Source organism: Pseudoflavonifractor sp. An187, assembly GCF_002160275.1.
GTDB classification, from domain to species: Bacteria; Bacillota; Clostridia; order Oscillospirales; family Oscillospiraceae; genus Enterenecus; species Enterenecus faecium.
This window is the reverse complement of sequence record NZ_NFKG01000018.1, coordinates 1-21,103: the sequence shown is the minus strand read 5'-3', so window position 1 is coordinate 21,103 and position 21,103 is coordinate 1. Positions and strand designations below refer to the sequence as shown.

The 21,103-nt window shown below is 62.7% G+C and carries 15 protein-coding genes; 14 read left to right on the top strand and 1 reads right to left on the bottom strand.

The genetic code is table 11. From position 1 onward, the window contains the following. Positions 1-113 precede the first annotated feature (113 nt). Positions 114-1,715: a CTP synthase gene (locus B5F22_RS08440; RefSeq protein ID WP_087392245.1), complete on the top strand. Its 1,602-nt coding sequence runs from the start codon at positions 114-116 to the stop codon at positions 1,713-1,715. A gap of 716 nt (positions 1,716-2,431) precedes the next feature. Here the strand turns inward: B5F22_RS08440 and B5F22_RS08435 are convergent. Further along, a complete protein-coding gene (locus B5F22_RS08435) occupies positions 2,432-3,499 on the bottom strand; it encodes a branched-chain amino acid aminotransferase (protein ID WP_087392221.1) in 1,068 nt (355 codons plus the stop codon). A 351-nt stretch (positions 3,500-3,850) separates the two neighbouring features. Here B5F22_RS08435 and B5F22_RS08430 point away from each other — a divergent pair, with 351 nt between their 5' ends. The 13 genes from B5F22_RS08430 (at position 3,851) to B5F22_RS12770 (ending at position 21,047) form a co-directional block, all read left to right on the top strand. Next, the gene (locus B5F22_RS08430; RefSeq protein WP_087392220.1) at positions 3,851-5,872 is read left to right on the top strand and encodes a DHH family phosphoesterase; all 2,022 of its coding nucleotides are present in this window, start codon (positions 3,851-3,853) and stop codon (positions 5,870-5,872) included. A gap of 205 nt (positions 5,873-6,077) precedes the next feature. Then, entirely contained in the window at positions 6,078-6,527 is a 450-nt protein-coding gene (gene rplI / locus B5F22_RS08425; RefSeq protein WP_087232080.1) for a 50S ribosomal protein L9, read from the top strand. 30 nt (positions 6,528-6,557) lie between these two features. Then, a complete protein-coding gene (gene dnaB, locus B5F22_RS08420) occupies positions 6,558-7,922 on the top strand; it encodes a replicative DNA helicase (protein ID WP_087232077.1) in 1,365 nt (454 codons plus the stop codon). Then, positions 7,922-9,235, top strand: coding sequence for a tRNA lysidine(34) synthetase TilS (tilS, locus tag B5F22_RS08415; RefSeq protein WP_087392219.1), 1,314 nt, complete (start codon positions 7,922-7,924; stop codon positions 9,233-9,235). Before dnaB ends, tilS begins: the two co-directional genes overlap by 1 nt. Continuing rightward, entirely contained in the window at positions 9,228-9,770 is a 543-nt protein-coding gene (gene hpt, locus B5F22_RS08410) for a hypoxanthine phosphoribosyltransferase (RefSeq protein ID WP_087392218.1), read from the top strand. The genes tilS and hpt overlap by 8 nt, the downstream gene beginning before the upstream one ends. A gap of 34 nt (positions 9,771-9,804) precedes the next feature. Further along, positions 9,805-11,682 (top strand): ATP-dependent zinc metalloprotease FtsH, encoded by a 1,878-nt coding sequence (gene ftsH / locus B5F22_RS08405; protein ID WP_242955086.1) that lies wholly within the window; start codon positions 9,805-9,807, stop codon positions 11,680-11,682. Next, positions 11,675-12,364: a signal peptidase I gene (lepB, locus tag B5F22_RS08400; RefSeq protein ID WP_087392217.1), complete on the top strand. Its 690-nt coding sequence runs from the start codon at positions 11,675-11,677 to the stop codon at positions 12,362-12,364. The genes ftsH and lepB overlap by 8 nt, the downstream gene beginning before the upstream one ends. Positions 12,365-12,382: 18 nt before the next feature. Next, positions 12,383-13,429 carry a hypothetical protein gene (locus B5F22_RS08395; RefSeq protein ID WP_087392216.1) on the top strand — a complete coding sequence of 349 codons (1,047 nt, stop codon included), beginning with the start codon at positions 12,383-12,385 and terminating at the stop codon, positions 13,427-13,429. Beyond that, positions 13,422-15,401: a methionine--tRNA ligase gene (gene metG, locus B5F22_RS08390; RefSeq protein WP_087392215.1), complete on the top strand. Its 1,980-nt coding sequence runs from the start codon at positions 13,422-13,424 to the stop codon at positions 15,399-15,401. Before B5F22_RS08395 ends, metG begins: the two co-directional genes overlap by 8 nt. A 14-nt stretch (positions 15,402-15,415) precedes the next feature. Continuing rightward, on the top strand, positions 15,416-16,192 hold the full coding sequence (locus tag B5F22_RS08385; protein ID WP_087392214.1) for a TatD family hydrolase: 777 nt from the start codon (positions 15,416-15,418) through the stop codon (positions 16,190-16,192). A 1,323-nt stretch (positions 16,193-17,515) separates the two neighbouring features. Continuing rightward, positions 17,516-19,276 carry a threonine--tRNA ligase gene (gene thrS / locus B5F22_RS08380; RefSeq protein WP_087392213.1) on the top strand — a complete coding sequence of 587 codons (1,761 nt, stop codon included), beginning with the start codon at positions 17,516-17,518 and terminating at the stop codon, positions 19,274-19,276. A 3-nt stretch (positions 19,277-19,279) separates the two neighbouring features. Continuing rightward, the gene (gene truA, locus B5F22_RS08375) at positions 19,280-20,017 is read left to right on the top strand and encodes a tRNA pseudouridine(38-40) synthase TruA (RefSeq protein ID WP_087392212.1); all 738 of its coding nucleotides are present in this window, start codon (positions 19,280-19,282) and stop codon (positions 20,015-20,017) included. 112 nt (positions 20,018-20,129) lie between these two features. After that, complete coding sequence (locus B5F22_RS12770) at positions 20,130-21,047, top strand: M15 family metallopeptidase (RefSeq protein WP_087392211.1); 918 nt, start codon at positions 20,130-20,132, stop codon at positions 21,045-21,047. Positions 21,048-21,103: the final 56 nt, after the last annotated feature.

The window sequence follows — 21,103 nt, the reverse complement described above, 5'->3', positions numbered from 1 at the left end:
CTTGTCCCGGGGTACGGGGGTAAAATATTTCGTATTATTTTTTGACAGGGCCGGACAATGGGGTCCGGCGCAAGGGCGCATCTTCCTGTCCAAAGGAGGAAGCACATATGGCCATGAATACGAAATTTATCTTTGTCACCGGGGGTGTGGTGTCCGGTCTGGGCAAGGGCATCACCGCCGCCTCTCTGGGCCGCCTGCTGAAACAGCGGGGGCTGCGGGTGAAGGTGCAGAAGCTGGACCCCTACCTCAACGTGGACCCGGGCACCATGAGCCCCTACCAGCACGGGGAGGTGTTCGTCACCGACGACGGGGCGGAGACCGACCTGGATTTGGGCCATTACGAGCGATTTATTGACGAAAACCTCACCTTTAACTCCTCGGTGTCCTCGGGTAAGGTGTACTGGAACGTGCTCAACCGGGAGCGGCGCGGGGACTACCTGGGGGGCACGGTGCAGATCATCCCCCACATCACCAACGAGATCAAGGCCAACATCTACTCTCTGGAGGGGCCCGACACCGATGTGGCCATTGTGGAGATCGGCGGTACCGTGGGCGACATTGAGTCCCAGCCCTTCCTGGAGGCCATCCGGCAGGTGGCCGCCGAGCGGGGGCGTCAGGACGTGATGTTCATTCACGTCTCCCTCATTGTCTCCATTCCCGGCTCTGGGGAGCTCAAGAGCAAGCCCACCCAGCACTCGGCCAAGGAGCTGTTGAGCCTGGGGATTCAGCCGGATGTCATCATGTGCCGCAGCGATGCCCCCATTCCCCAGGATATTTTGGACAAGATTGCCCTGTTCTGTAACATTCCGGTGGAAAACGCCATCCCCAACCTCACCGCCGACATTCTCTATGAGGTGCCCCTGATGCTGGAGCGGGAGGGGCTGGCCAACGTGGTGGTGCGTCGTCTGGGGCTCATCTGCCACGCCCCCGACCTCACCGAGTGGGCCACCATGGTGTACCGGGCCAAGAACGTGAAAGACACCGTGGAGATCGCTTTGGTGGGCAAGTACGTCTCCCTCCACGACGCCTACCTGTCCGTGGTGGAGGCCCTCACCCACGGCGGCATTGAAAACGACGTGAAGGTGCACATCCGCTGGGTGGACTCCGAGACGGTCACCCAGGACAACGTGGCCCAGGTGCTGGAGGGCGTGCAGGGTATTCTGGTGCCCGGCGGCTTTGGCAACCGGGGCATTGAGGGCAAAATTTCCGCCATCCGTTACGCCCGGGAGAACAACATCCCCTTCCTGGGCATCTGCCTGGGCATGCAGCTGGCTGTGGTGGAGTTTGCCCGCCATGTGTGCGGCATGACCGACGCCCACTCCTCCGAACTCAATCCCGCCACCACCCATCCCGTCATTGACCTGATGCCCGACCAGGTGGGGGTCACCGACATGGGCGGCACCATGCGTCTGGGCAGTTACCCCTGCCACCTGGTGGAGGGCACTCGGGCCGCTGACATCTACGGGGTCCAGGACATCCACGAGCGCCACCGCCACCGCTACGAGGTAAACAACACCTTCCGGGAGGAGCTAACCAAGGCGGGGCTGGTGCTCTCCGGCCTGTCCCCGGATGGACGGCTGGTGGAGATGGTGGAGCTGCCCGGTCACCCCTGGTTTGTGGCAGGCCAGTTCCACCCCGAGCTGAAGAGCCGACCCAACCGGGCCCATCCCCTGTTCCGGGGCTTTGTGGGGGCGGCCAAGGCGTACCAGAAGTAAAAGATACACAAAAGCGGATGCAGCTGTGGAAGTTGCATCCGCTTTTTCGACTTATTTCTCAGGTGTGGGACCTGCGCCCCTGGCAGGGGACGCGCTCCGCTGGGCCCGATTTCTCAGCGATGAGAAATCGGGGAAAGAATCGCCAAAGGCGGGGCCTTCCCCCGCCTTGTGGAATCCACCCCGCCGGTACTGGTTGGAGTGTGCGCCGTTCTATTTTCAGCCCTTGGCCCGGTGAGGTCACATGGATGGCTTGGCGTTCTATGGGGGGTATCTACTTCTCTGCTGGAGCGTCCATCTACCGCCAGGGCTTTACCTTGGTGAACCGCTGTTCCCAGCTACCGGATGCCTGGTTCCCAGCGGCGGGAACGCCGCTTCTCCAAGGTAGGCCCGGGCATGGAAACCACCTAGCTATAGGGCCAGCTGCCCAAGATAGCCTGGTGTGGTGGCACAAACAGGGGCCGCAGCAAGGGTGACGGGCCGAATAGAGACTTGACGCAGTTCCAGCCTCGCACCCCAAGGGAGGTCCTTAGGGGGGAACGCCCTAAGCGGGTTTTGGTTTCTTTTGCCCGCTCAAAAGAAACCCCCAGCGGGGAGCGTCCCCACCAGGCTGGCAAGCCTGATTGCGAAAAGTTGAAGAAGGGTGCACCTTCTCCATCACTCCCATGGATTTCAGACAAAAGGGACGCTGCACATGGAATGCAGCGTCCTTTTTCAACTTATTCCACGGGTACCACCCAGCCGTGGGTGTCGGGAATGGTGCCCCACTGGATGCCAGTGAGGGTGTCGTACAGCTTCTGGGTCAGCGCTCCGATTTGACCGCCGCTGACCTCCACCTTCTGGTCCTCCCAGGCCAGCAGGCCGATGGGGGAGACCACGGCGGCGGTACCGGTGCCCCAGGCCTCTTCCAGGGTGCCCGCCTTGGCGGCATCAAACAGCTCCTGGGCGGTGACCAGTCGCTCCTCCACGGGAATGCCCCAATCCTTCAAAAGCTCCAGGCAGCTCTTGCGGGTGATGCCGGGAAGCACGGAGCCGGTGAGCTGGGGGGTGATGACGGTGCCGTTGACCTTGAACAGCACGTTCATGGCCCCCACTTCCTCAATATACTTGCGGTGCACGCCGTCCAGCCACAGCACCTGAGAGTAGCCCTGGGCCTCTGCCCGCTCTCCGGCCCGGATGGAGGCGGCATAGTTGCCGCCGCACTTGGTGTAGCCGGTGCCGCCCCGCACCGCCCGCACGTCCTCGCTCTCCACGTAGATTTTCACCGGGTTGATGCCCTCGGGGTAGTAGGCGCCTACAGGGCAGCAGATGATGGCGAAGAGGTAGCTGTGGGAGGCGTGGACACCCAGGGAGCAGTCGGTGGCGATGATGAAGGGGCGGATATACAGGGAGGTACCCAGCTTGTTGGGCACCCAGGCCTCATCCACCTTCACCAGGGCCTTCACCGCCTGGACGAAATCCTCCTCGGGAATCTCGGGGATGCACAGGCGCTGGCAAGAGGAGTTGAGCCGCCGGGCGTTCTCCACCGGGCGGAACAGCTGCACCTTGCCCTCCGGGGTGCGGTAGGCCTTCAAGCCCTCAAAAATTTCCTGGGCGTAGTGGAACACCATGCAGGAGGGCTCCATGGACAGGGGGCCGTAGGGCACCACCCGGGCATCGTGCCAGCCCTGGCCGGCGTCGTAGTTCATCAAAAACATGTGGTCGGTAAACACCTTGCCAAATTGCAGGGTGTCGGGGTCGGGCAGGGGCTTGCGCTGCTCCGCCAGCTTGACTTGAATATCCAGCATGGAACTCGTCTCCTTTACACAGTAAAGCGGTAAATGCTCGGGGTGAGAAGATTGCGTCAACCGATAACTTCGGCTGACGCAAATACTTCCAGGCAGATACCTGAATGATTGGTAAAAACTATTATAGCAACTGGGACGGGGATGTGCAATGGCATTTTATCCAATCTGTCCACATTTCTTGCGGCCCTTCCATTTTGATTTCCAATCCCTTGTTTTTACGGGTGGGATTTGATATAATAATTCATCTATATGGAGTTTTGTATTTTCCCGGGGAACGGGGGCGAAAAACCGCCCAAACACCCCGGAGGACCCCTGTGAGACGGGGATTTTGGGACAAAAGGAGTGAATGAGATGAATCGGACATTGTCCCGGCTGCTGGGCCCTCGGTTTGGCCTGTACTTTTTGGTTATGATTGTCTTTGCCGCCATCACCGCCCTGCTGGGCAATGTACAGATGGCCTTGGGAGAGGCTGCGGTGGTGCTGGTGCTGTATCTGCTCTATCTCCGGGCCTCTCTGCTGCGCCGCCGGGAGGCCACTCGGTACCTGGACCAGCTGCTGGGCAGCGTGGACGAGGCCACCCGGGACAGCACCCTCAACTGCCCCCTGCCGGTGATGATGTTCCGCCCCGACACCGAGGAGATCGTGTGGTCCAACGACCGCTTCCTCCACCTGTCCGGGGACCGGAACCGCCTGTTTGACACCAAGCTCACCGACATTGCCCCCCAGTTCGACAGCCGCTGGCTGCTGGAGGGCAAGCACGAGTGCCCCCACGAGGTGGCCATGGGCCGCCGCCGCTACCAGGTGTTCGGCAACGTGGGCCGCACCCAGGAGGAGGGCCAGGAGAGCCTGCTGGCTACCACCTACTGGCTGGACGTCACCGAGGCCAGCAATTTGAAAGAGATCTACCAGGCCACCCGTCCGGTGGTGGCCATCCTGCTGCTGGACAACTACGAGGACACCATCAAGGGGCTGCCGGAAAATGTGGCCTCCAACATGATCGCAGACATCAACCAGCGCATCTCTCAGTGGATGGGGGATGTGGGGGGCATCTTCTGCCGCCTGGATCGGGACCGCTTCCTCTACATCTTTGAGGAGCAGTATTTGCAGGGGTACAAGGAGGAGAAGTTCTCCATTCTCGACTCCATCCGCCAGGTGCAGACCCCCAACGGCATCTCGGTGACCCTGTCGTTGGGGCTGGGCGTGGACGGGGAGACCCCGGCGGACCTGTACCGCTTTGCCTCTCTGTCCGTGGAGATGGCCCTGTCCCGGGGCGGCGATCAGGCGGTGGTGAAAAACCGCTTCAACTTCGAGTTCTTCGGCGGCCGGGCCAAGGAGACCGAGAAGCGCACCAAGGTCAAGAGCCGGGTCATGGCCTCCGCCCTGGGCGAGCTGGTGGCGGACGCCTCCTGTGTGTTCGTCATGGGCCACGCCGCCGCCGACATGGACGCCGTGGGCGCCGCCGTGGGCGTGTGCGCCATTGCCCGCAAGAAGGGCGTGCCCCACTACATCGTCCGGGAGAGCGGCCCCACCCCCGCCGACCAGCTGTACCGCAAGCTGGAGGGGATGGAAGAGTACAAGGACCTGTTTTTGGACAGCCAGGAGACCCTCTTGAAGGCAGACTCCCGGTCCCTGCTGGTGGTGGTGGACACCAACCGCCCCGAGCAGGTGGCCAGCCGAGAGGTGCTCCAGTCCTGCAACAAGGTGGCGGTCATCGACCACCACCGCCGGGCCGCCACCTACATCGAGGGCGGCGCCCTCTACTTCCACGAGCCCTACGCCTCTTCCACCTGTGAGCTGGTCAGCGAGCTGCTGGGCTACCTCATGGAGCCCGGAGAGCTGCTGCGGGGCGAGGCAGAGGCCATGATGGCGGGCCTGATGCTGGACACCAAGAACTTCACCATGCGCACCGGAGGCCGCACCTTTGAGGCCGCCGCCTTCCTGCGCCGGGCCGGAGGAGACACCGGAGAGGTGAAGAAGATGTTCCAGACCGGCCTGGCCGACACCGTGGCCAAGTACGGCATCATTCAAAATGCCAAGATGTACCGGCAGGATATTGCCATTGCGCCGGTAGACCATACCGTCAATCGGGTCACAGCCGCCCAGGCGGCCGATGAGCTGTTGAATATTGCAGGCATCAACACCTCCTTCGTCCTCTATCCCGACGGAGACCGGGTGGTGGTGTCGGCCAGAAGCATCAACGACACCAATGTCCAGGTGATTTTGGAGGCCCTGGGGGGCGGCGGAAACGCCGGAGCCGCCGGAGCCCAGATCGCCGGGCAGACGTTGAAGCAGGTGACGGAATCCCTCATGGCCACTCTGGAGCGGTATTTTAAGACCGACGACCCGGAGGAGATGGGGGAAGAGGAGGAGTAAGTTCTCCCTAGGGGCTTTCTGAAAAGTCGAAATCATTGACTTTCCCAACAATCAACGCCAGCTACTGCGTTAAAAATGCTCGGAATCCACCCAGGATTCCTGCGCTTTTTGCCTTGTATCTGTCTGTTGCTTGTGGAAAATTCGGCGATTTCTTGGTTTTCAGATACGCCCTCCAAGCAAACCATATTTTTAGGAGGAACACATCATGAAAGTGATTTTACAGCAGGACGTGAAGGGCCACGGCAAGAAGGGCCAGATGGTGGACGTGTCCGACGGGTACGCCCGCAACTTCCTTCTGCCCCGCAAGCTGGCGGTGGAGGCCAGCGCCGAGAACATCAACACCATGAAGATGCAGGACAAGGCCCGCCGTGCCCGTGAGGCCGAGGAGCGTCAGGCCGCCATGGACCTGGTGAGCCGTTTGAAGGAATGCCCGGTGAAGATCGTGGCCAAGGCTGGCCAGGGTGGCCGCCTGTTCGGCTCGGTGACCACCAAGGAGATCTCCGAGGGCCTCAAGCAGCAGTACAACATCGACATCAACAAGTCCAAGCTGGTGCTGGCCGACCCCATCAAGGCCTTTGGCGGCTACGAGGTCAAATGCAAGCTGGGCTATGAGATCACCGGAACCGTCCGTGTGATGGTCACTGAGGAGGCGTAAGATTACGCCCACAGTATACAACTGGGAGGGATGACAGTGGACGAATTCAATGGCCTGCGCCTGCCCCACTCGGTGGAGGCGGAACAGGCGGTGCTGGGCTCCATGCTCATCGACGACCGGTGTATTCCCGACGTGGTGGCCCGCCTGACCCCCGACGACTTCTATCTGCGGCAAAACCGGGAGCTGTATCAGGTGCTGTTCACCATGTTCAACCGCTTCGAGACCATCGACCCGGTGACGGTGCTGGACCGCATGAAACAGGCGGGGGTGTACGACGAGAACACCTCAGTGGCCTACCTGCGCCAGCTCATGGAGATCACCCCCACGGCGGCCAACGTCATGGAGTACGTCAGCATTGTGGCCGACAAGGCCCTGCTGAGAAGAGTGGGGGAGACCGCCGGGGAGCTGGAGGAGATGGTGCGCAGCGAGAGCGGCACCGCCCAGCAGATTCTGGAGGCCGCCGAACAGCGCATTTACGCCATCCGCCAGGGCCGCTCCGCCCAGGGCATGACCCACATCGCCACGGTGATGAGCCAGGTGTGGGAGACCATCAAGGAGCGGCAGGAGAACGGGGCGGAGTTCCCCGGCATCTCCACCGGCCTCATTGACCTGGACCGGAGAATTTCCGGTCTGAACAACTCCGACCTTTTGATTCTCGCCGCCCGACCCGGTATGGGTAAGACATCTCTGGCTCTGAACATCGGCCTGGAGGCGGGCAAGCACTCGGGCAAGAGCGTGGCCATCTTCTCTCTGGAAATGAGCCGGGAGCAGCTGGGTTTGCGCCTGATCTCCACCGAGTGCCTCATTGACAACAAAAAACTGCTCACCGGCCGCATTGTGGGGGAGGAGGAGTGGTCCCGGCTGGCCATGGCGGTGGCTACCCTCAGCCAGGCCAAGATCTACATGGACGACGACTCCTCCCTGTCCGTGGCGGACATGAACGCCAAGTGCCGCCGCATCAAGGATTTGGGGCTGGTGATCGTGGACTACCTCCAGCTGATGACCTCCGCCGGGGGGCCCACCCGGGCCAGCGACAACCGCCAGCAGATTGTCTCCGACATCTCCCGTTCCATGAAGCTCATGGCCAAGGAGCTCAACGTCCCCGTCATCTGCCTGTCCCAGCTCTCCCGTGCCAACGAGAGCCGGGCGGCGGGCCAGCGGCGGCCCATGCTCTCCGACCTGCGGGAGTCCGGCTCCATCGAGCAGGACGCCGACATCGTCATGTTCATCTACCGGGAGAGCTACTACGAGGACGACACCGAGAACCCCAACGTGGCCGAGTGCATTGTGGCCAAAAACCGCCACGGCGAGACGGGCACCGTCATGCTGGAGTGGCGGCCAGAGTTCACCACCTTCCGCAATCTGGCCTACAACTACGACGAAGAGGACTACTGATGGCAGAGCTGTTTTCCTACCACCTGATTGCCCCCGGGGACCGGGTGCTGTGCGCGGTGTCCGGGGGAGCGGACTCCATGTATCTGCTCTGCCGCCTCTTGGACGGGGCGAGCCGGGGCGGCTACCAGGTGGGGGCCGCCCACTTCCACCACGGCATCCGTCAGGCCTCCGACGGAGAGGAGGACTTTGTCCGTGCCTGGTGTGAACGCCACCAGGTCCCCCTCCATGTGGGCCACGGAGACGTGCCCACCGCTGCCGCCCAGCGGGGGCAGGGGGTGGAGGAGACCGCCCGGGCGCTGCGCTATGCCTTTCTCTACGACACCGCCCGGCGGGAGGGGTACACCCTCATTGCCACCGGACACCACGCCGGAGACCAGGCGGAGACGGTGCTCATGCACCTCATACGGGGCTCTGGCCTCCAGGGCCTGCGGGGCATTCAGCCCCGGCAGGGGATGCTTATCCGCCCCATGCTGGAGGTGACCCGGGAGCAGGTGGAGGACTACCTCCGCCGCCGCCACGTCCCCCACGTGGAGGACGAGAGCAACGCCGACCCCGCCTACACCCGCAACCGGATGCGCCACCAGGTGCTGCCCCTGCTCTTTGAACTCAACCCCCAGGCGGTACACCACATCGCCCAGGCAGCGGCCAAGCTGCGGGAGGACGCCCAGCTGCTGGACACCCTGGCCCAAGCTGTGCCCGGGGTGACCCAGGGGCCGGATGGGGTGGCGGTGGACATTTCCCAGCTTCTCTCTCAGCCCAAACCGCTGGTGATGCGGCGGCTGGCCCAGGTGCTCACCGGGCTGCACATCCACCCCTCCCAGGTGTATTTGGATGGGCTGTATGGACTCATGGCCCAGGCCCAGAGCGGGGCCCGGCTGGATTTGCCCGGCTATGTGGCCCGGAAAAGCTGGAATCGGCTGGACATCACCCCCGTGAGGGAGGAAAAAACCCTCAGTCCGGTGCCCCTTCGGGACGGATACACCCCGTGGGGGGAATGGCGGGTGGAGTGCCGCACGGCGATATGCCCCCAAGAGAAGGGGAAAGGGCTGTGGCTCGTCCCCGGGGACTATGTGCTCCGCCCCAGAGAGGTGGGGGACACCCTGCAATTGCCCAAGCGACCCACCAAGACGGTGAAAAAACTCATGATCGAGAAGAAAATCCCCTCCCACCTCCGCCCCCGCCTTCCGGTGGTGGCCCAGGGGGAGCGGGTGGCAGCGGTGGCGCTGCTGGGGGTGGACCAGGCCTTTTTGGCCCAGCCCGGACAGCCCGCCCGATCTATCAATGTGACAAAGGAGAACGAAGACCATGCATGAACACGTGGAATCCATTCTGTATAGTGAAGAGCAGCTCCGTCAGCGCGTGAAGGAGCTGGGGGGCCAGATCACCGCCGACTACGCCGGGAAGGAGCCGGTGCTGGCCTCGGTGCTCCGGGGGTCCTACATCTTCATGGCGGACCTGACCCGGGCCATTGACCTGCCGGTGACGGTGGACTTTATGGCGGTGTCCTCCTACGGAGCGGGCACCAAGAGCTCCGGCCAGGTGGAAATTAAGAAGGACCTGTCCGACTCCATCGAGGGCCGGGACCTCATCATCGTGGAGGACATTCTGGACTCCGGCAACACCCTGTTTTACCTCATGGAGATTCTCAAGGCCCGCAAGCCCGCCTCCATCCGCATCTGTACCCTGATGGATAAGCCCGACCGCCGCACCCAGCCCATCGTGGCCGACTATGTGGGCTTTACCATCCCCGACGCCTTTGTGGTGGGCTATGGCCTGGACTACGACGAAAAGTACCGCAATCTGCCCTATGTGGGCATTTTGAAGCCCTCCGTCTACGGCGGCGAGTGAGCCCCTTCGGGGAGAAAAGGAGCTGTATTCAATTTTGAATCGTGGAAAACATGTGCGCAGCGCCGTGGTGTATGTGGTGCTCATTCTGCTGCTGGTGTGGAGCTTTACCGCCTTCCGCTCCGCCCAACAGGAGAACTTCATCTCATACAGCCAGGTGCGAAGCTATTTCTTAAACGAACAGGTCACCGCCTTCCAGGTGGAGGACAACCAGACCCTGGTGCTCCAGATGGAGGACGGAAAGGTGTGGTACCACCGCCTGGCGGATGTGGAGCTGTTCTACAACGACCTGGGGGACGTCATCGACCAGCAGCAGGCCGACGGCACCTTAAAGGAGTTTGACATCCAGCCCGCCTATGAGATGCCTCTGTGGCTGCAAATCACCATCCCCATTGTGGGTACCGTGGTGGTGGTCATGGTGATCTGGGGCGTGATGGCCATGCGCCAGCAAAACGCCCAGGGCGGACAGGGGGGCATGAGCCGCTTCGGCAAGGCCCGCACCGTCCAGGGGGACGGCACCGTGAAGGTCACCTTTGCCGACGTGGCGGGTGCCGACGAGGAGAAGGCCGAGCTGCAAGAGCTGGTGGACTTTTTGCGCAACCCCCAAAAATACATCGACCTGGGCGCCCGCATCCCCAAGGGCGTGCTGCTGGTGGGCCCTCCGGGCACCGGTAAGACCCTGCTGGCCAAGGCCGTGGCAGGGGAGGCGGGGGTGAAGTTCCTGTCCATCTCCGGCTCCGACTTTGTGGAGCTGTACGTGGGCGTGGGCGCCTCCCGTGTCCGTGACCTGTTCGACCAGGCCAAGAAAGAGGCCCCCGCCATTGTCTTCATCGACGAGATCGACGCCGTGGGCCGCCAGCGTGGCGCTGGCCTGGGCGGCGGCCACGACGAGCGAGAGCAGACCCTCAACCAGCTGCTGGTGGAGATGGACGGCTTTGCCGCCAACGAGGGGGTCATCGTGCTGGCCGCCACCAACCGCCAGGACATTCTGGACCCCGCCCTGCTGCGCCCCGGCCGCTTTGACCGCCAGGTGTATGTGGGCCGCCCCGACATGAAGGGCCGGGAGGAGATTCTGAAGGTCCATGCCCGGCGCAAGCCCCTGGCCGAGGACGTGGACCTCAAAGAGGTGTCCCGGGAGACCACCGGCTTCACCGGGGCCGACCTGGAGAACCTGATGAACGAGGCCGCCCTGCTGGCCGCCCGGAAAAATCAGCCCTTTATCACCCTCAAGGACATTCAGGAGTCGGTGATTAAGGTGATTGCCGGCCCCGAGAAGAAGAGCCGGGCCCAGCTGGAGGAGGACCGCCGCATCACCGCCTACCATGAGGCGGGCCACGCCGTGGTCAGCCACGCTCTGTCCACCCAGGACCCGGTGCATCAGATCACCATCGTTCCCCGAGGCCAGGCCGCTGGCATGACCATCAACCGACCCCAGGAGGACAAAGGCCATGTGAGCCGCCAGGAGCTGTGCGAGACCCTGTGCACCCTGCTGGGCGGCCGGGCCGCCGAGGCCCACGCCCTGGGCTTTGTGTGCACCGGGGCCATCAGCGACTTGCAGCGGGCCTCCGCCATCGCCCGGGACATGGTGACCAAGTACGGCATGAGCGAGAAGCTGGGACTGGTCACCTTCTCCTCCGAGCACGACGAGGTGTTCCTGGGCCGCTCCATGGCCCAGGCCAAGCCCTACTCGGAAGAGACCGCTGCCCTCATTGACAGCGAGGTCAAGCACCTGCTGGACCAGGCCTATGAGGCCTGTCAGGCGATTTTGAAGCGGGACAGCGACAAGCTGGAGCTGGTGGCCCGCTATCTGCTGGCCTTTGAGACCATGGACGCCGCCACCTTCCAGATGGTGTACGACGACCCCCAGGCTCTGGCCCAACAAATCCCCACAGAGGAAGTGGAAAACAATGGATGAACTATGGCAGGACAGCCAGCCCACCACCCCGTCTGAGCCGGAGGGCACCGACGGCCTGGAGAATCTGAATCTCGGTGATCTCTCGGACCTCACCGACCTCACGGAGACCACCACACCCACCCCGCCGTCCAATTCTACCCGGACCAAGAAGGACACCTCCCTGGGCTACGAGCTGTACTTGAATGTCCGCACCCTGGTGTTTGTGCTGGCCGCCCTCATTTTGATCTTCACCTTCGTGGTGCGCATCATCGTGGTCAGCGGCAGCTCCATGGAGAACACCCTGCAAAACGGGGACTCCATGCTGGTGTGGTGCCTGGGCTATGAGCCCAAGCAGGGGGACATTGTGGTGCTCACCCAGCGCTCCTACCAGGAGGACTCTCTGGTCAAGCGGGTCATCGCCACCGAGGGCCAGCGGGTGGACATTGACTACGACACCGGGACCGTCTATGTGGACGGCACCCCATTGGAAGAGGATTATATCAAGGAGGCCATGAAGGTGCCCAACTACGGCGAGGGCGTCAACCATGTGACGGTGCCGGAAGGGTGTATTTTCGTCATGGGCGACAACCGCAACGACTCCGCCGACAGCCGTTACCCCAGCATCGGCATCATCGACACCCGCAGCGTCATTGGGCGGGCGGTGATGGTGCTCTTCCCCTTCCAGGATTTCACCCTGTTGTAACGGAAGGAGGAGAATTCCATGCGTGGAAAGAAACCCTATCAGATTTTGTGGCTGGTGTGCACCCTGGCTCTGGCCGGGCTTGCCACCGGAGTGCGGCTGTGGCAGGAGTCCACCGTCTTTGAGGGGGACTTCGGTCTGCCCGTCCGGGGCGCCACCGCCAGCGTGGCCATGGTGTGTGTGCTGGTGATGGCGGCGGCGGTGTTGTGCATTCTGGCCGCCCGTCAGCCGATTGTTCGGCCCCCGCGCGCTCAGGTCCGGGGCCGGAGATGGGCCATGAGCTTTTTCGCCACCGGAGACCTGGTCTTTCTGGCCTTGATGTGGTTCAGTGCCTTCAGCGCTCTGGCCGCTGTGCCTATGCTCTTTGGACAGGGCCGGGCCCTGTGGAAGGCCTATCAGGTGGCTTTGGCCATGAAGACCTGGCAGGGGGGCGACAACGGTGTGCTGAGTATGGTCACCGCCGTGCTGGCCCTGCTGGCCTTCTTCGGACTGCTGCAAATTGGCCGGGACGGCTACCACCCCGGGCGGAGAAGCCGGGGCGGCTTCTGGGCGGCCCTGCCCGCCTGTGCCGGGTGCGGCTGGCTGCTGAACACCTACCGCAACTGCGCCGCTGACCCGGTGCTGTGGGACTATGTGCCCCTGCTGCTGGCGGTGATCGCCGGAATGCTGATGTACACCGACTGGGCGGGCATGTCCTGTGCCGCCGCCCGGCCCCGCCGCACCCTGTGGCTGGCGGGCATGACGGTGGTGTGCTCCTGGGTGGCCCTGGCCTCCAGTCCGGACACCGGCACCGCCATGCTGCTCATCTCCCAGTCTGCCGCCGCCCTGGCGGCCCTGTGGCGGCTGCCCATCAACCTGCAAAATCCGCCCAAGGTGGGCTGGGAGGGCAATCTGGACACCTGCTCCATTCAGGATGCAGAGCCCCAGGTTGAGCCCCAGGAGCCGCAGCCGCCTTTGACCCAGCCGGAGCCTCAGCCCCGGGTGGAAGAGGACTGGAGCTGGAGCCGGGAGGAATCCCAAGCCATGAATTGTACCGGAGAGAACAAGGAGGAGGATACCCATGTCTGACAATCGTTTTTATATCACAACCCCCATCTACTACCCCAGCGATAAGCTGCACATCGGCCACACCTACTGCACCGTGGCCACCGACGCCATCGCCCGCTATCAGCGTCTGCGGGGCCGTGAGGTGATGTTCCTCACCGGCACCGACGAGCACGGCCAGAAGATCGAGGACAAGGCCGCCGAGGCCGGTGTGTCCCCCAAGGAGTTCGTGGACAAGATCGTGTGCGGCGACCGGGGCGTGCTGGACCTGTGGAAGCTGATGAACATCTCCAATGACCGCTTCATCCGCACCACCGACGACTACCATGTCTCCGCCATCCAGAAGATTTTTAAGAAGATGTACGAGAATGGGGACATCTATAAGGGCAAGTATGTGGGCAAGTACTGCAAGCCCTGCGAGTCCTTCTGGACCGAGTCCCAGCTGGTGGACGGCAAGTGTCCCGACTGTGGCCGGGAAGTGCAGGACGCTGAGGAGGAGGCCTACTTCTTCCGCCTGTCCAAGTACGCCGACCGCATCCAGGACCTGCTGGAAAACTCCGACTTCCTGGAGCCCCGCAGCCGGGTCAACGAGATGGTGAACAACTTCATCAAGCCCGGCCTGGAGGACCTGTGCGTGTCCCGTACCTCCTTCACCTGGGGTGTGCCCGTGGACTTCGACCCCGGCCACGTGGTGTATGTGTGGGTGGACGCCCTGTCCAACTACATCACCGCTCTGGGCTATGACAACGACAAGTACGACGACTTCGACAAGTTCTGGCCTGCCGACGTGCACATCGTGGGCAAGGAGATCGTCCGCTTCCACTCCATCATCTGGCCCGCCATGCTCATGAGCCTGGGACTGCCTTTGCCCCGCAAGGTGTTCGGCCACGGCTGGCTGCTGCTGGACGGCGGCAAGATGTCCAAGTCCAAGGGCAACGTGGTGGACCCTTATATCCTGGCTGAGATGTTCGGCGTGGACGCCCTGCGCTTCTTCCTCATGCGCACCTTCCCCTTCGGCTCTGACGGCAACTTCTCCAACGAGCTGCTCATCCAGACCATCAACACCGATCTGGCCAACGACCTGGGCAACCTGGTCAGCCGCACCACCGCCATGGTGGGCAAGTACTTCGGCGGTCAGCTGCCCGCCGGGTGCAAGACCTGGGCCGAGCCCCAGGAGGTGGACACACAGCTCATCGGCATGGCCTCCGCCCTGCGGGACGCCTACCAGAAGGACATGGACACCTACGCCCCCCACAAGGCTCTGGAGGAAGTGTTCAAGGTCATTCAGCGGGCCAACAAGTATATCGACGAGAACGCCCCCTGGGCCCTGGCCAAGGACATGGAGCAAAGCGGCGCCCGGCTGGCCCACGTGCTGTACAACCTGCTGGAGACCACCCGCATCTGCGGCGTGCTCCTCACCCCCTTCATGCCCGAGAGCATGGACAAGCTGTTTGCCCAGATCGGCGCCTGCGAGGGCTGCCGCACTTGGGACAGCGCCGGTGTGTGGGGCAGCTTGAGCGACGCTGCCACCGTGTCCAAGGGTGAGAACCTGTTCCCCCGTGTGGACGCCGAGAAGGCCCTGGAGGAGCTGGAGCGGGTGGCCGAGGAGGCCAAAAAGGCCGCTCTCCCCGCCCTGGAGGTGGAGCCCCTGAGCGCCGAGCAGGTGGACTTTGACACCTTCTGCAAGAATGACCTCCGTGCTGTGAAGGTGGTCAACTGTGAGAACGTGAAGAAGAGCAACAAACTTCTCAAGTTCACCCTGGACGATGGCTCCGGCACTCCCCGACAGATTCTCTCCGGCATTGCCCAGTACTATAAGCCCGAGGAGCTCATTGGTAAGACCCTGGTGGCCATTGTCAACCTGCCCCCCCGCAAGATGATGGGCCAGGAGAGCCAGGGCATGCTCATCTCCGCCGTGCACACCGAGCGTGGCGAGGAGAAGCTGAACCTGCTCATGGTCAGCGACGCCATCCCCGCTGGCGCCAAGCTGTGCTAACGAGGGTGTCTACCATGCTCTTTGACACCCACGCCCACTACGACTCCAACCAGTTCAAGGACGACCGCATGGAGGTCTTGGCCGCCCTGCCCCAGGCCGGGGTGGGGCTGGTGGTGAACCCCGGCTGTGACCTGGCCACCTCCCGCACCGCTGTGGAGCTCTCTGAGACCTTCCCCCACGTGTACGCCGCGGTGGGTGTCCACCCCGGGGACTGCGCCGATTGGCAGGACAGCTGGCTTTCTGAATTGGAACAGCTGGCCCGGGAACATGAAAAAGTGCGGGCCATCGGCGAGATCGGCCTGGACTACTACTGGAAGGACAACCCGCCCCGCCAGCTGCAAAAGCACGTCTTCCACGCCCAAATGGACCTGGCGGAGAAGCTGAATCTTCCCATCATTGTCCACGACCGGGAGGCCCACGGGGACTGCCTGGAGGCGGTTCAGGCCCATCCCAATATCACGGGGGTGTACCACTGCTACTCCGGCAGCCTGGAGGATGCCAAGACTTTGGTGAAGATGGGGTGGATGCTCTCCTTTACCGGGGTGGTCACCTACAAAAATGCCCGCAAGGCGTTGGAGGTGCTGGAGTGGCTGCCTCTGGACCGGATTATGATTGAGACGGATTCTCCCTATCTCTCTCCCGAGCCCTTTAGGGGCCGCCGCAACGACTCCCGCCACGTCTACCGGGTGGCGGAGACCATCGCCCTGGTGAAAAACCTCACCGTGGCGGAGGTGGTGGAGGCCACCTGTGCAAACGGGTGCCGCTTCTTTGGCATCCAGAAACCAGAATGATGAAACATCACCCAATCTCTGGGAGAAATCCCGGGGATTGGGTGTTTTTGCAAATACTCACCCATATAGGGGCGTAGGGGAGGGGCTTGCTCCTCCCCGTCTTCCTGGTTTTGCCCTGCCACCCTGGCAGGGGAGACGCGCTCCGCTGGGCCCCATTTCTTAGCGATAAGAAATGGGGGAAAGAATCGCTTAGGGCGTTCCCCCCTAAGGACCCCCTTTTGATACGGGGTTGGAACTGCGTCAAGGCTATGGTCGGCCCTTGGCCCGGTGGGGTCACATGGATGATTGGGTCATTCTATGGGTGGTGCCCGATCTTCTGTGGGATGGTACTTCTATTGCCAGGGCCTTAGTTTGGAGTGTTGCAGCCGTTCCCGGCTGCCGGGAGCCTGGCTACCCACGGCTGGGAACAGTCGTTTCTCCAGGGTAGGCCCGGACGGGAAAACCGCCACGCCATAGGGCCAGCTGCCCAGGATGGCCTGGTGTGGCGGCACCAACAGGAACACGGCCAGACAAACGGGCCGAACAAGCACCTTGACGCAGTTCCAGCCCTGTACCCCAGGGGAGGTTCTTAGGGGGGAACGCCCTAAGTGGCTTTTCGTCCATTTTGGCCAGTCAAAATGGACCCCAGCGGAGCGTCCCCCGCCAGGCTGGCAAGCCGGCACCTGAGACATTGGAGGAGGATGATCCCTCCCGGAGGGAGCCGATACGGTGCACCCTACCCTTGACAATTCCCCCCACAGGTGATATAGTGTCCTCATCAAAATGGCGTGGACGGAGAAGAGCCGAAATCAGCAGCTGCCCAGAGAGGGATGTGTTTGGTGCAAGCATCCTGCAATTGCCTTCGGCGGTACCACTCCCGAGCTGCCCGGGACATGACCGGGACGGGACCCTCCCGTTACAGAGGACACAAGCGGCAAGACGTTATGTGCAGGCACTGGCGCACTTTTGGTGTCATGCTCGCACCCTTCGCAACGGCCAACTGCTCCACACTCCGCCGAACATGCCGCCGGGCTGCACCCGGCCTGTTTTTCGGTCTGCGTGTGTCGCTGTTGCCCTGCTCTCGGGTGCTCCGCACTTCTTCTTGTAAGCAGGGTGGAACCGTGGAGTATAAGTGCGTGGAACCGTCGTGAGCAGCACGGATGGACCGGAGCAAGGGCGAAAAATAAGATTTGCTGGCAAATCTGTTTTTTGCCCGAGTCGGAGGGAAGCCGTGCGTCGCGAACAGGTGCAGCGTAGCTACATACCTCACCCCTGAACCAATCTCAGGGGTGAGGCTTTTTGCATACCTTCGCCCCGAACCAATTTGAATAGGAGGGCAATACCATGAGCGAAGAAAAGAATCTGTATACCTTTGAAAATCCGGAGTACCGCAAGACCTATTGGCACACCTGTTCCCATGTGCTGGCCCAGGCCATGAAGCGGCTGCACCCCGAGGTGAAGCTGGCCATCGGTCCCGCCATTGAGAATGGCTTCTACTACGACTTTGACACCCCCGAGCCCTTCTCCGAGACCCAGCTGGCTGAGCTGGAGGCGGAGATGCGCAAGATCTGCAAGGAGAAGCTGAAGCTGGAGCGGTTTGAGCTGCCCCGGGCCGAGGCTCTGGCCCTGATGGAGGAGCGTGAGGAGCCCTACAAGGTGGAGCTCATCAACGACCTGCCCGAGGACGCCGTCATCTCCTTCTATAAGCAGGGTGAGTTCACCGACCTGTGCGCCGGTCCCCACCTGGACTCCACCGGCCGCATCAAGGGCAACGCCATCAAGCTTACCGCCTGCAACGCCGCCTACTGGCGTGGCGACTCCAACCGCCAGACCCTCCAGCGTATCTACGGCGTGGCCTTCCCCAAGAAGGACGAACTGGATGAGTACCTGGCCAAGATCGAGGAGGCCAAGAAGCGGGACCACCGGAAGCTGGGCCGTGAGCTGGGCCTGTTTATGCTCCGGGACGAGGGCCCCGGCTTCCCCTTCTTCCTGCCCAAGGGCATGGTGCTGCGCAACACCCTGATTGACTACTGGCGTCAGGTGCACAAGCGCTACGGCTATGTGGAGATCTCCACCCCCATGATGCTCAACCGTCAGCTGTGGGAGCGGTCCGGCCACTGGGACCACTACAAGGACAACATGTACACCACCGTCATCGACGGCACCGACTTTGCCATCAAGCCCATGAACTGCCCCGGCGGCATGCTGGTGTACTCCAGCCAGCCCCACTCCTACCGGGACCTGCCCCTGCGTGTGGGTGAGCTGGGCCTGGTGCACCGCCACGAGCTGTCCGGCGCCCTCCACGGCCTGTTCCGGGTGCGCTGCTTCACCCAGGACGACGCCCACATCTTTATGACCTGGGACCAGATGAAGGACGAGATCAAAAACGTGGTGCGCCTGTTCGATGAGGTGTACTCCGTGTTCGGCCTGAGCTATCAGATCGAGGTGTCCACCATGCCCGAGGACCACATGGGCGACGAGAAGGACTGGGACTTCGCCACCGAGACCCTGAAGGCCGCTGTGGAGGAGCTGGGCAAGGACTACGTCATCAACGAGGGCGACGGCGCCTTCTACGGCCCCAAGCTGGACTTCCATCTGGCCGACTCCCTGGGCCGTACCTGGCAGTGCGGCACCATCCAGCTGGACATGCAGCTGCCTGAGCGCTTCGAGCTGGAGTACGTGGGCGAAGACGGCGAGAAGCACCGCCCCGTCATGATCCACCGGGTGGTGCTGGGCTCCATCGAGCGGTTCATCGGCGTCATCACCGAGCACTTTGCCGGTGCTTTCCCCACCTGGCTGTCCCCGGTGCAGGTGAAGGTGCTGCCCGTCACCGACCGGGCCGCCGAGTACGCCGACCAGGTGGCTTCCAAGCTGGACAACATGGGCTTCCGGGTGGAAGTGGACCACCGCAACGAGAAGATCGGCAAGAAGATCCGGGAGGCCCAGCTGGAGAAGGTCCCCTACATGCTGGTGGTGGGCGACCGGGATATGGAGAACGGCACCGTCTCGCCCCGTCACCGCGCCGACGGCGACCTGGGTGCCATGTCCTTCGACGAGTTTGTGGCTCTGCTCACCGACGTGGTGGAGTCCAAGGCCAAGAAGTAAGAAATGAATGTTAAACTGACGATACAGTACGACGGCACACGCTACGACGGCTGGCAGCGTCAGGGCAACACCGACAACACCCTCCAGGGCCGCCTGGAGGGTGTGTTGTCCCGTATGGTGGGGAAGCCTGTGGAAATCCAGGGAGCGGGCCGCACCGATGCCGGGGTCCACGCCCGTGGCCAGGTGGCCAGCGTCCACTTGCCGGAAGGGTACACCCCCCAAGAGGTACAGAACTACCTCAACCGCTATCTCCCCGAGGATGTGGCGGTGGTGGAAGTGGTGGAAGTGGGGGAGCGGTTCCATGCCCGGCTGTCCGCCACGGGCAAGGAGTACCGCTACCACATCCGTATGGGCAATGTTCCCGATGTGTTCGCCCGGAAATACCAGTACCGGGTGGAGGAGTCTTTGGACCTGGCCGCCATGGAGCGGGCCGCCGGGTACCTCACCGGGAAGCACGACTTCCGCTCCTTTTGTGGAAATCGCCGCTTCAAAAAGTCCACGGTGCGGGAAGTGTTCCACATCGGGGTCGAGGTGTGTGGAAGTGATTTGACCCTGGTGTACCGGGGGGACGGCTTCCTGTACAACATGGTGCGCATTTTGACCGGTACCCTGCTGGAGGTGGGGCTGGGCCAGCGCACCCCCGAGAGTATGGTGGATATTTTGGAGGCCCGTGAGCGCACCGCAGCGGGGAAAACTGCCCCCGCCCAGGGCCTGGTGCTGCAAGAGGTGTACTACCCTTGAGATTTTATAAATATTTGTGAAAGTCCATTTACACCGGGTGGAATTTCCGGTAAACTGAGGGTAACTGTACATCCGGCCTCCATGGGAGGCGGAGAGAAAGCGAGGAACGGCCATGAGAGACAAGCGTTTGGTGGCTCTGGCGGCCTGGGCGGCAGCCCTGGCCCTGTTGGCCGCAGGGTGTGGAGACACCGCCAACCAGGTAGGGACCCAGGCCCCCGCTACCCAAGGGGTGGAGCACACCCAGCCGGGGACGACGGAGTCGGAACTGCCCCAGGCGAGTCCAACTCCCTCTCCCAGCCCCGAGGTGACCCAGCAGCCCCAGGAGACGGCCACCCCCACCACGCCGCCCACGCCCAAGCCCACCCAGTCCGGGCAGGGGGGCAGCTCGCTGGGAGGCGGGGGCAGTCAGGGAGGCGGCTCCTCCACCGGGGGTTCGTCCACCTCCAAGCCCCAGACCCTCAGCCCCAGCGGTAAGGCGTACCGCTACTATGACACCGTGCAGCCCACCTACCTCAAGGGGGTGCTCATCGTCAACAAGACCTACGCTCTACCCCGCAGCTATGGCGGCTATAACGCCACAGCCAGCGCCGCCCTCAGCCGTCTCCAGGCGGGGGCGAGAAACGCCGGGTTCTCCATGCCTCTGCTCAGCGGTTACCGCTCCTTTGACTATCAGGACAAGCTGTACCGCAAGTATGCCGCCGCAGACGGGGTGGCGGCGGCCAACACCTATTCCGCCTGGCCGGGGCACTCGGAGCACCAGACAGGATTGGCCTTTGACATTGGCAGCATCAACAACAACTACGGCAACACCCCGGCGGGGAAGTGGCTGGCCGCCCACGCCCACGAGTACGGGTTCATCATCCGCTACCCCAAGGGGAAAGAGGGCATCACCGGGTACCAGTACGAGCCCTGGCATGTGCGCTACCTGGGGGTAGAGCTGGCCACAAAGGTGTATGAGAGCGGGCTGTGCCTGGAGGAGTATCTCTCCCAGCCCGACCCAACGCCGGGGTGTTGCCGTAGTTGTTGTTGATGCTGCCAATGTCAAAGGCCAATCCTGTCTGGTGCTCCGAGTGCCCCGGCCAGGCG

Excerpts from the sequence above, each read along its gene's own strand:
- B5F22_RS08435 (WP_087392221.1), bottom strand. The coding sequence starts at position 3,499 with ATGCTGGATATTCAAGTCAAGCTGGCGGAGCAGCGCAAGCCCCTGCCC.
- lepB (WP_087392217.1), top strand. The coding sequence starts at position 11,675 with ATGGATGAACTATGGCAGGACAGCCAGCCCACCACCCCGTCTGAGCCG.
- B5F22_RS08395 (WP_087392216.1), top strand. The coding sequence starts at position 12,383 with ATGCGTGGAAAGAAACCCTATCAGATTTTGTGGCTGGTGTGCACCCTG.
- rplI (WP_087232080.1), top strand. The coding sequence starts at position 6,078 with ATGAAAGTGATTTTACAGCAGGACGTGAAGGGCCACGGCAAGAAGGGC.
- B5F22_RS08385 (WP_087392214.1), top strand. The coding sequence starts at position 15,416 with ATGCTCTTTGACACCCACGCCCACTACGACTCCAACCAGTTCAAGGAC.
- truA (WP_087392212.1), top strand. The coding sequence starts at position 19,280 with ATGAATGTTAAACTGACGATACAGTACGACGGCACACGCTACGACGGC.
- metG (WP_087392215.1), top strand. The coding sequence starts at position 13,422 with ATGTCTGACAATCGTTTTTATATCACAACCCCCATCTACTACCCCAGC.
- dnaB (WP_087232077.1), top strand. The coding sequence starts at position 6,558 with ATGACAGTGGACGAATTCAATGGCCTGCGCCTGCCCCACTCGGTGGAG.
- B5F22_RS12770 (WP_087392211.1), top strand. The coding sequence starts at position 20,130 with ATGAGAGACAAGCGTTTGGTGGCTCTGGCGGCCTGGGCGGCAGCCCTG.
- B5F22_RS08430 (WP_087392220.1), top strand. The coding sequence starts at position 3,851 with ATGAATCGGACATTGTCCCGGCTGCTGGGCCCTCGGTTTGGCCTGTAC.
- B5F22_RS08440 (WP_087392245.1), top strand. The coding sequence starts at position 114 with ATGAATACGAAATTTATCTTTGTCACCGGGGGTGTGGTGTCCGGTCTG.
- tilS (WP_087392219.1), top strand. The coding sequence starts at position 7,922 with ATGGCAGAGCTGTTTTCCTACCACCTGATTGCCCCCGGGGACCGGGTG.
- hpt (WP_087392218.1), top strand. The coding sequence starts at position 9,228 with ATGCATGAACACGTGGAATCCATTCTGTATAGTGAAGAGCAGCTCCGT.
- thrS (WP_087392213.1), top strand. The coding sequence starts at position 17,516 with ATGAGCGAAGAAAAGAATCTGTATACCTTTGAAAATCCGGAGTACCGC.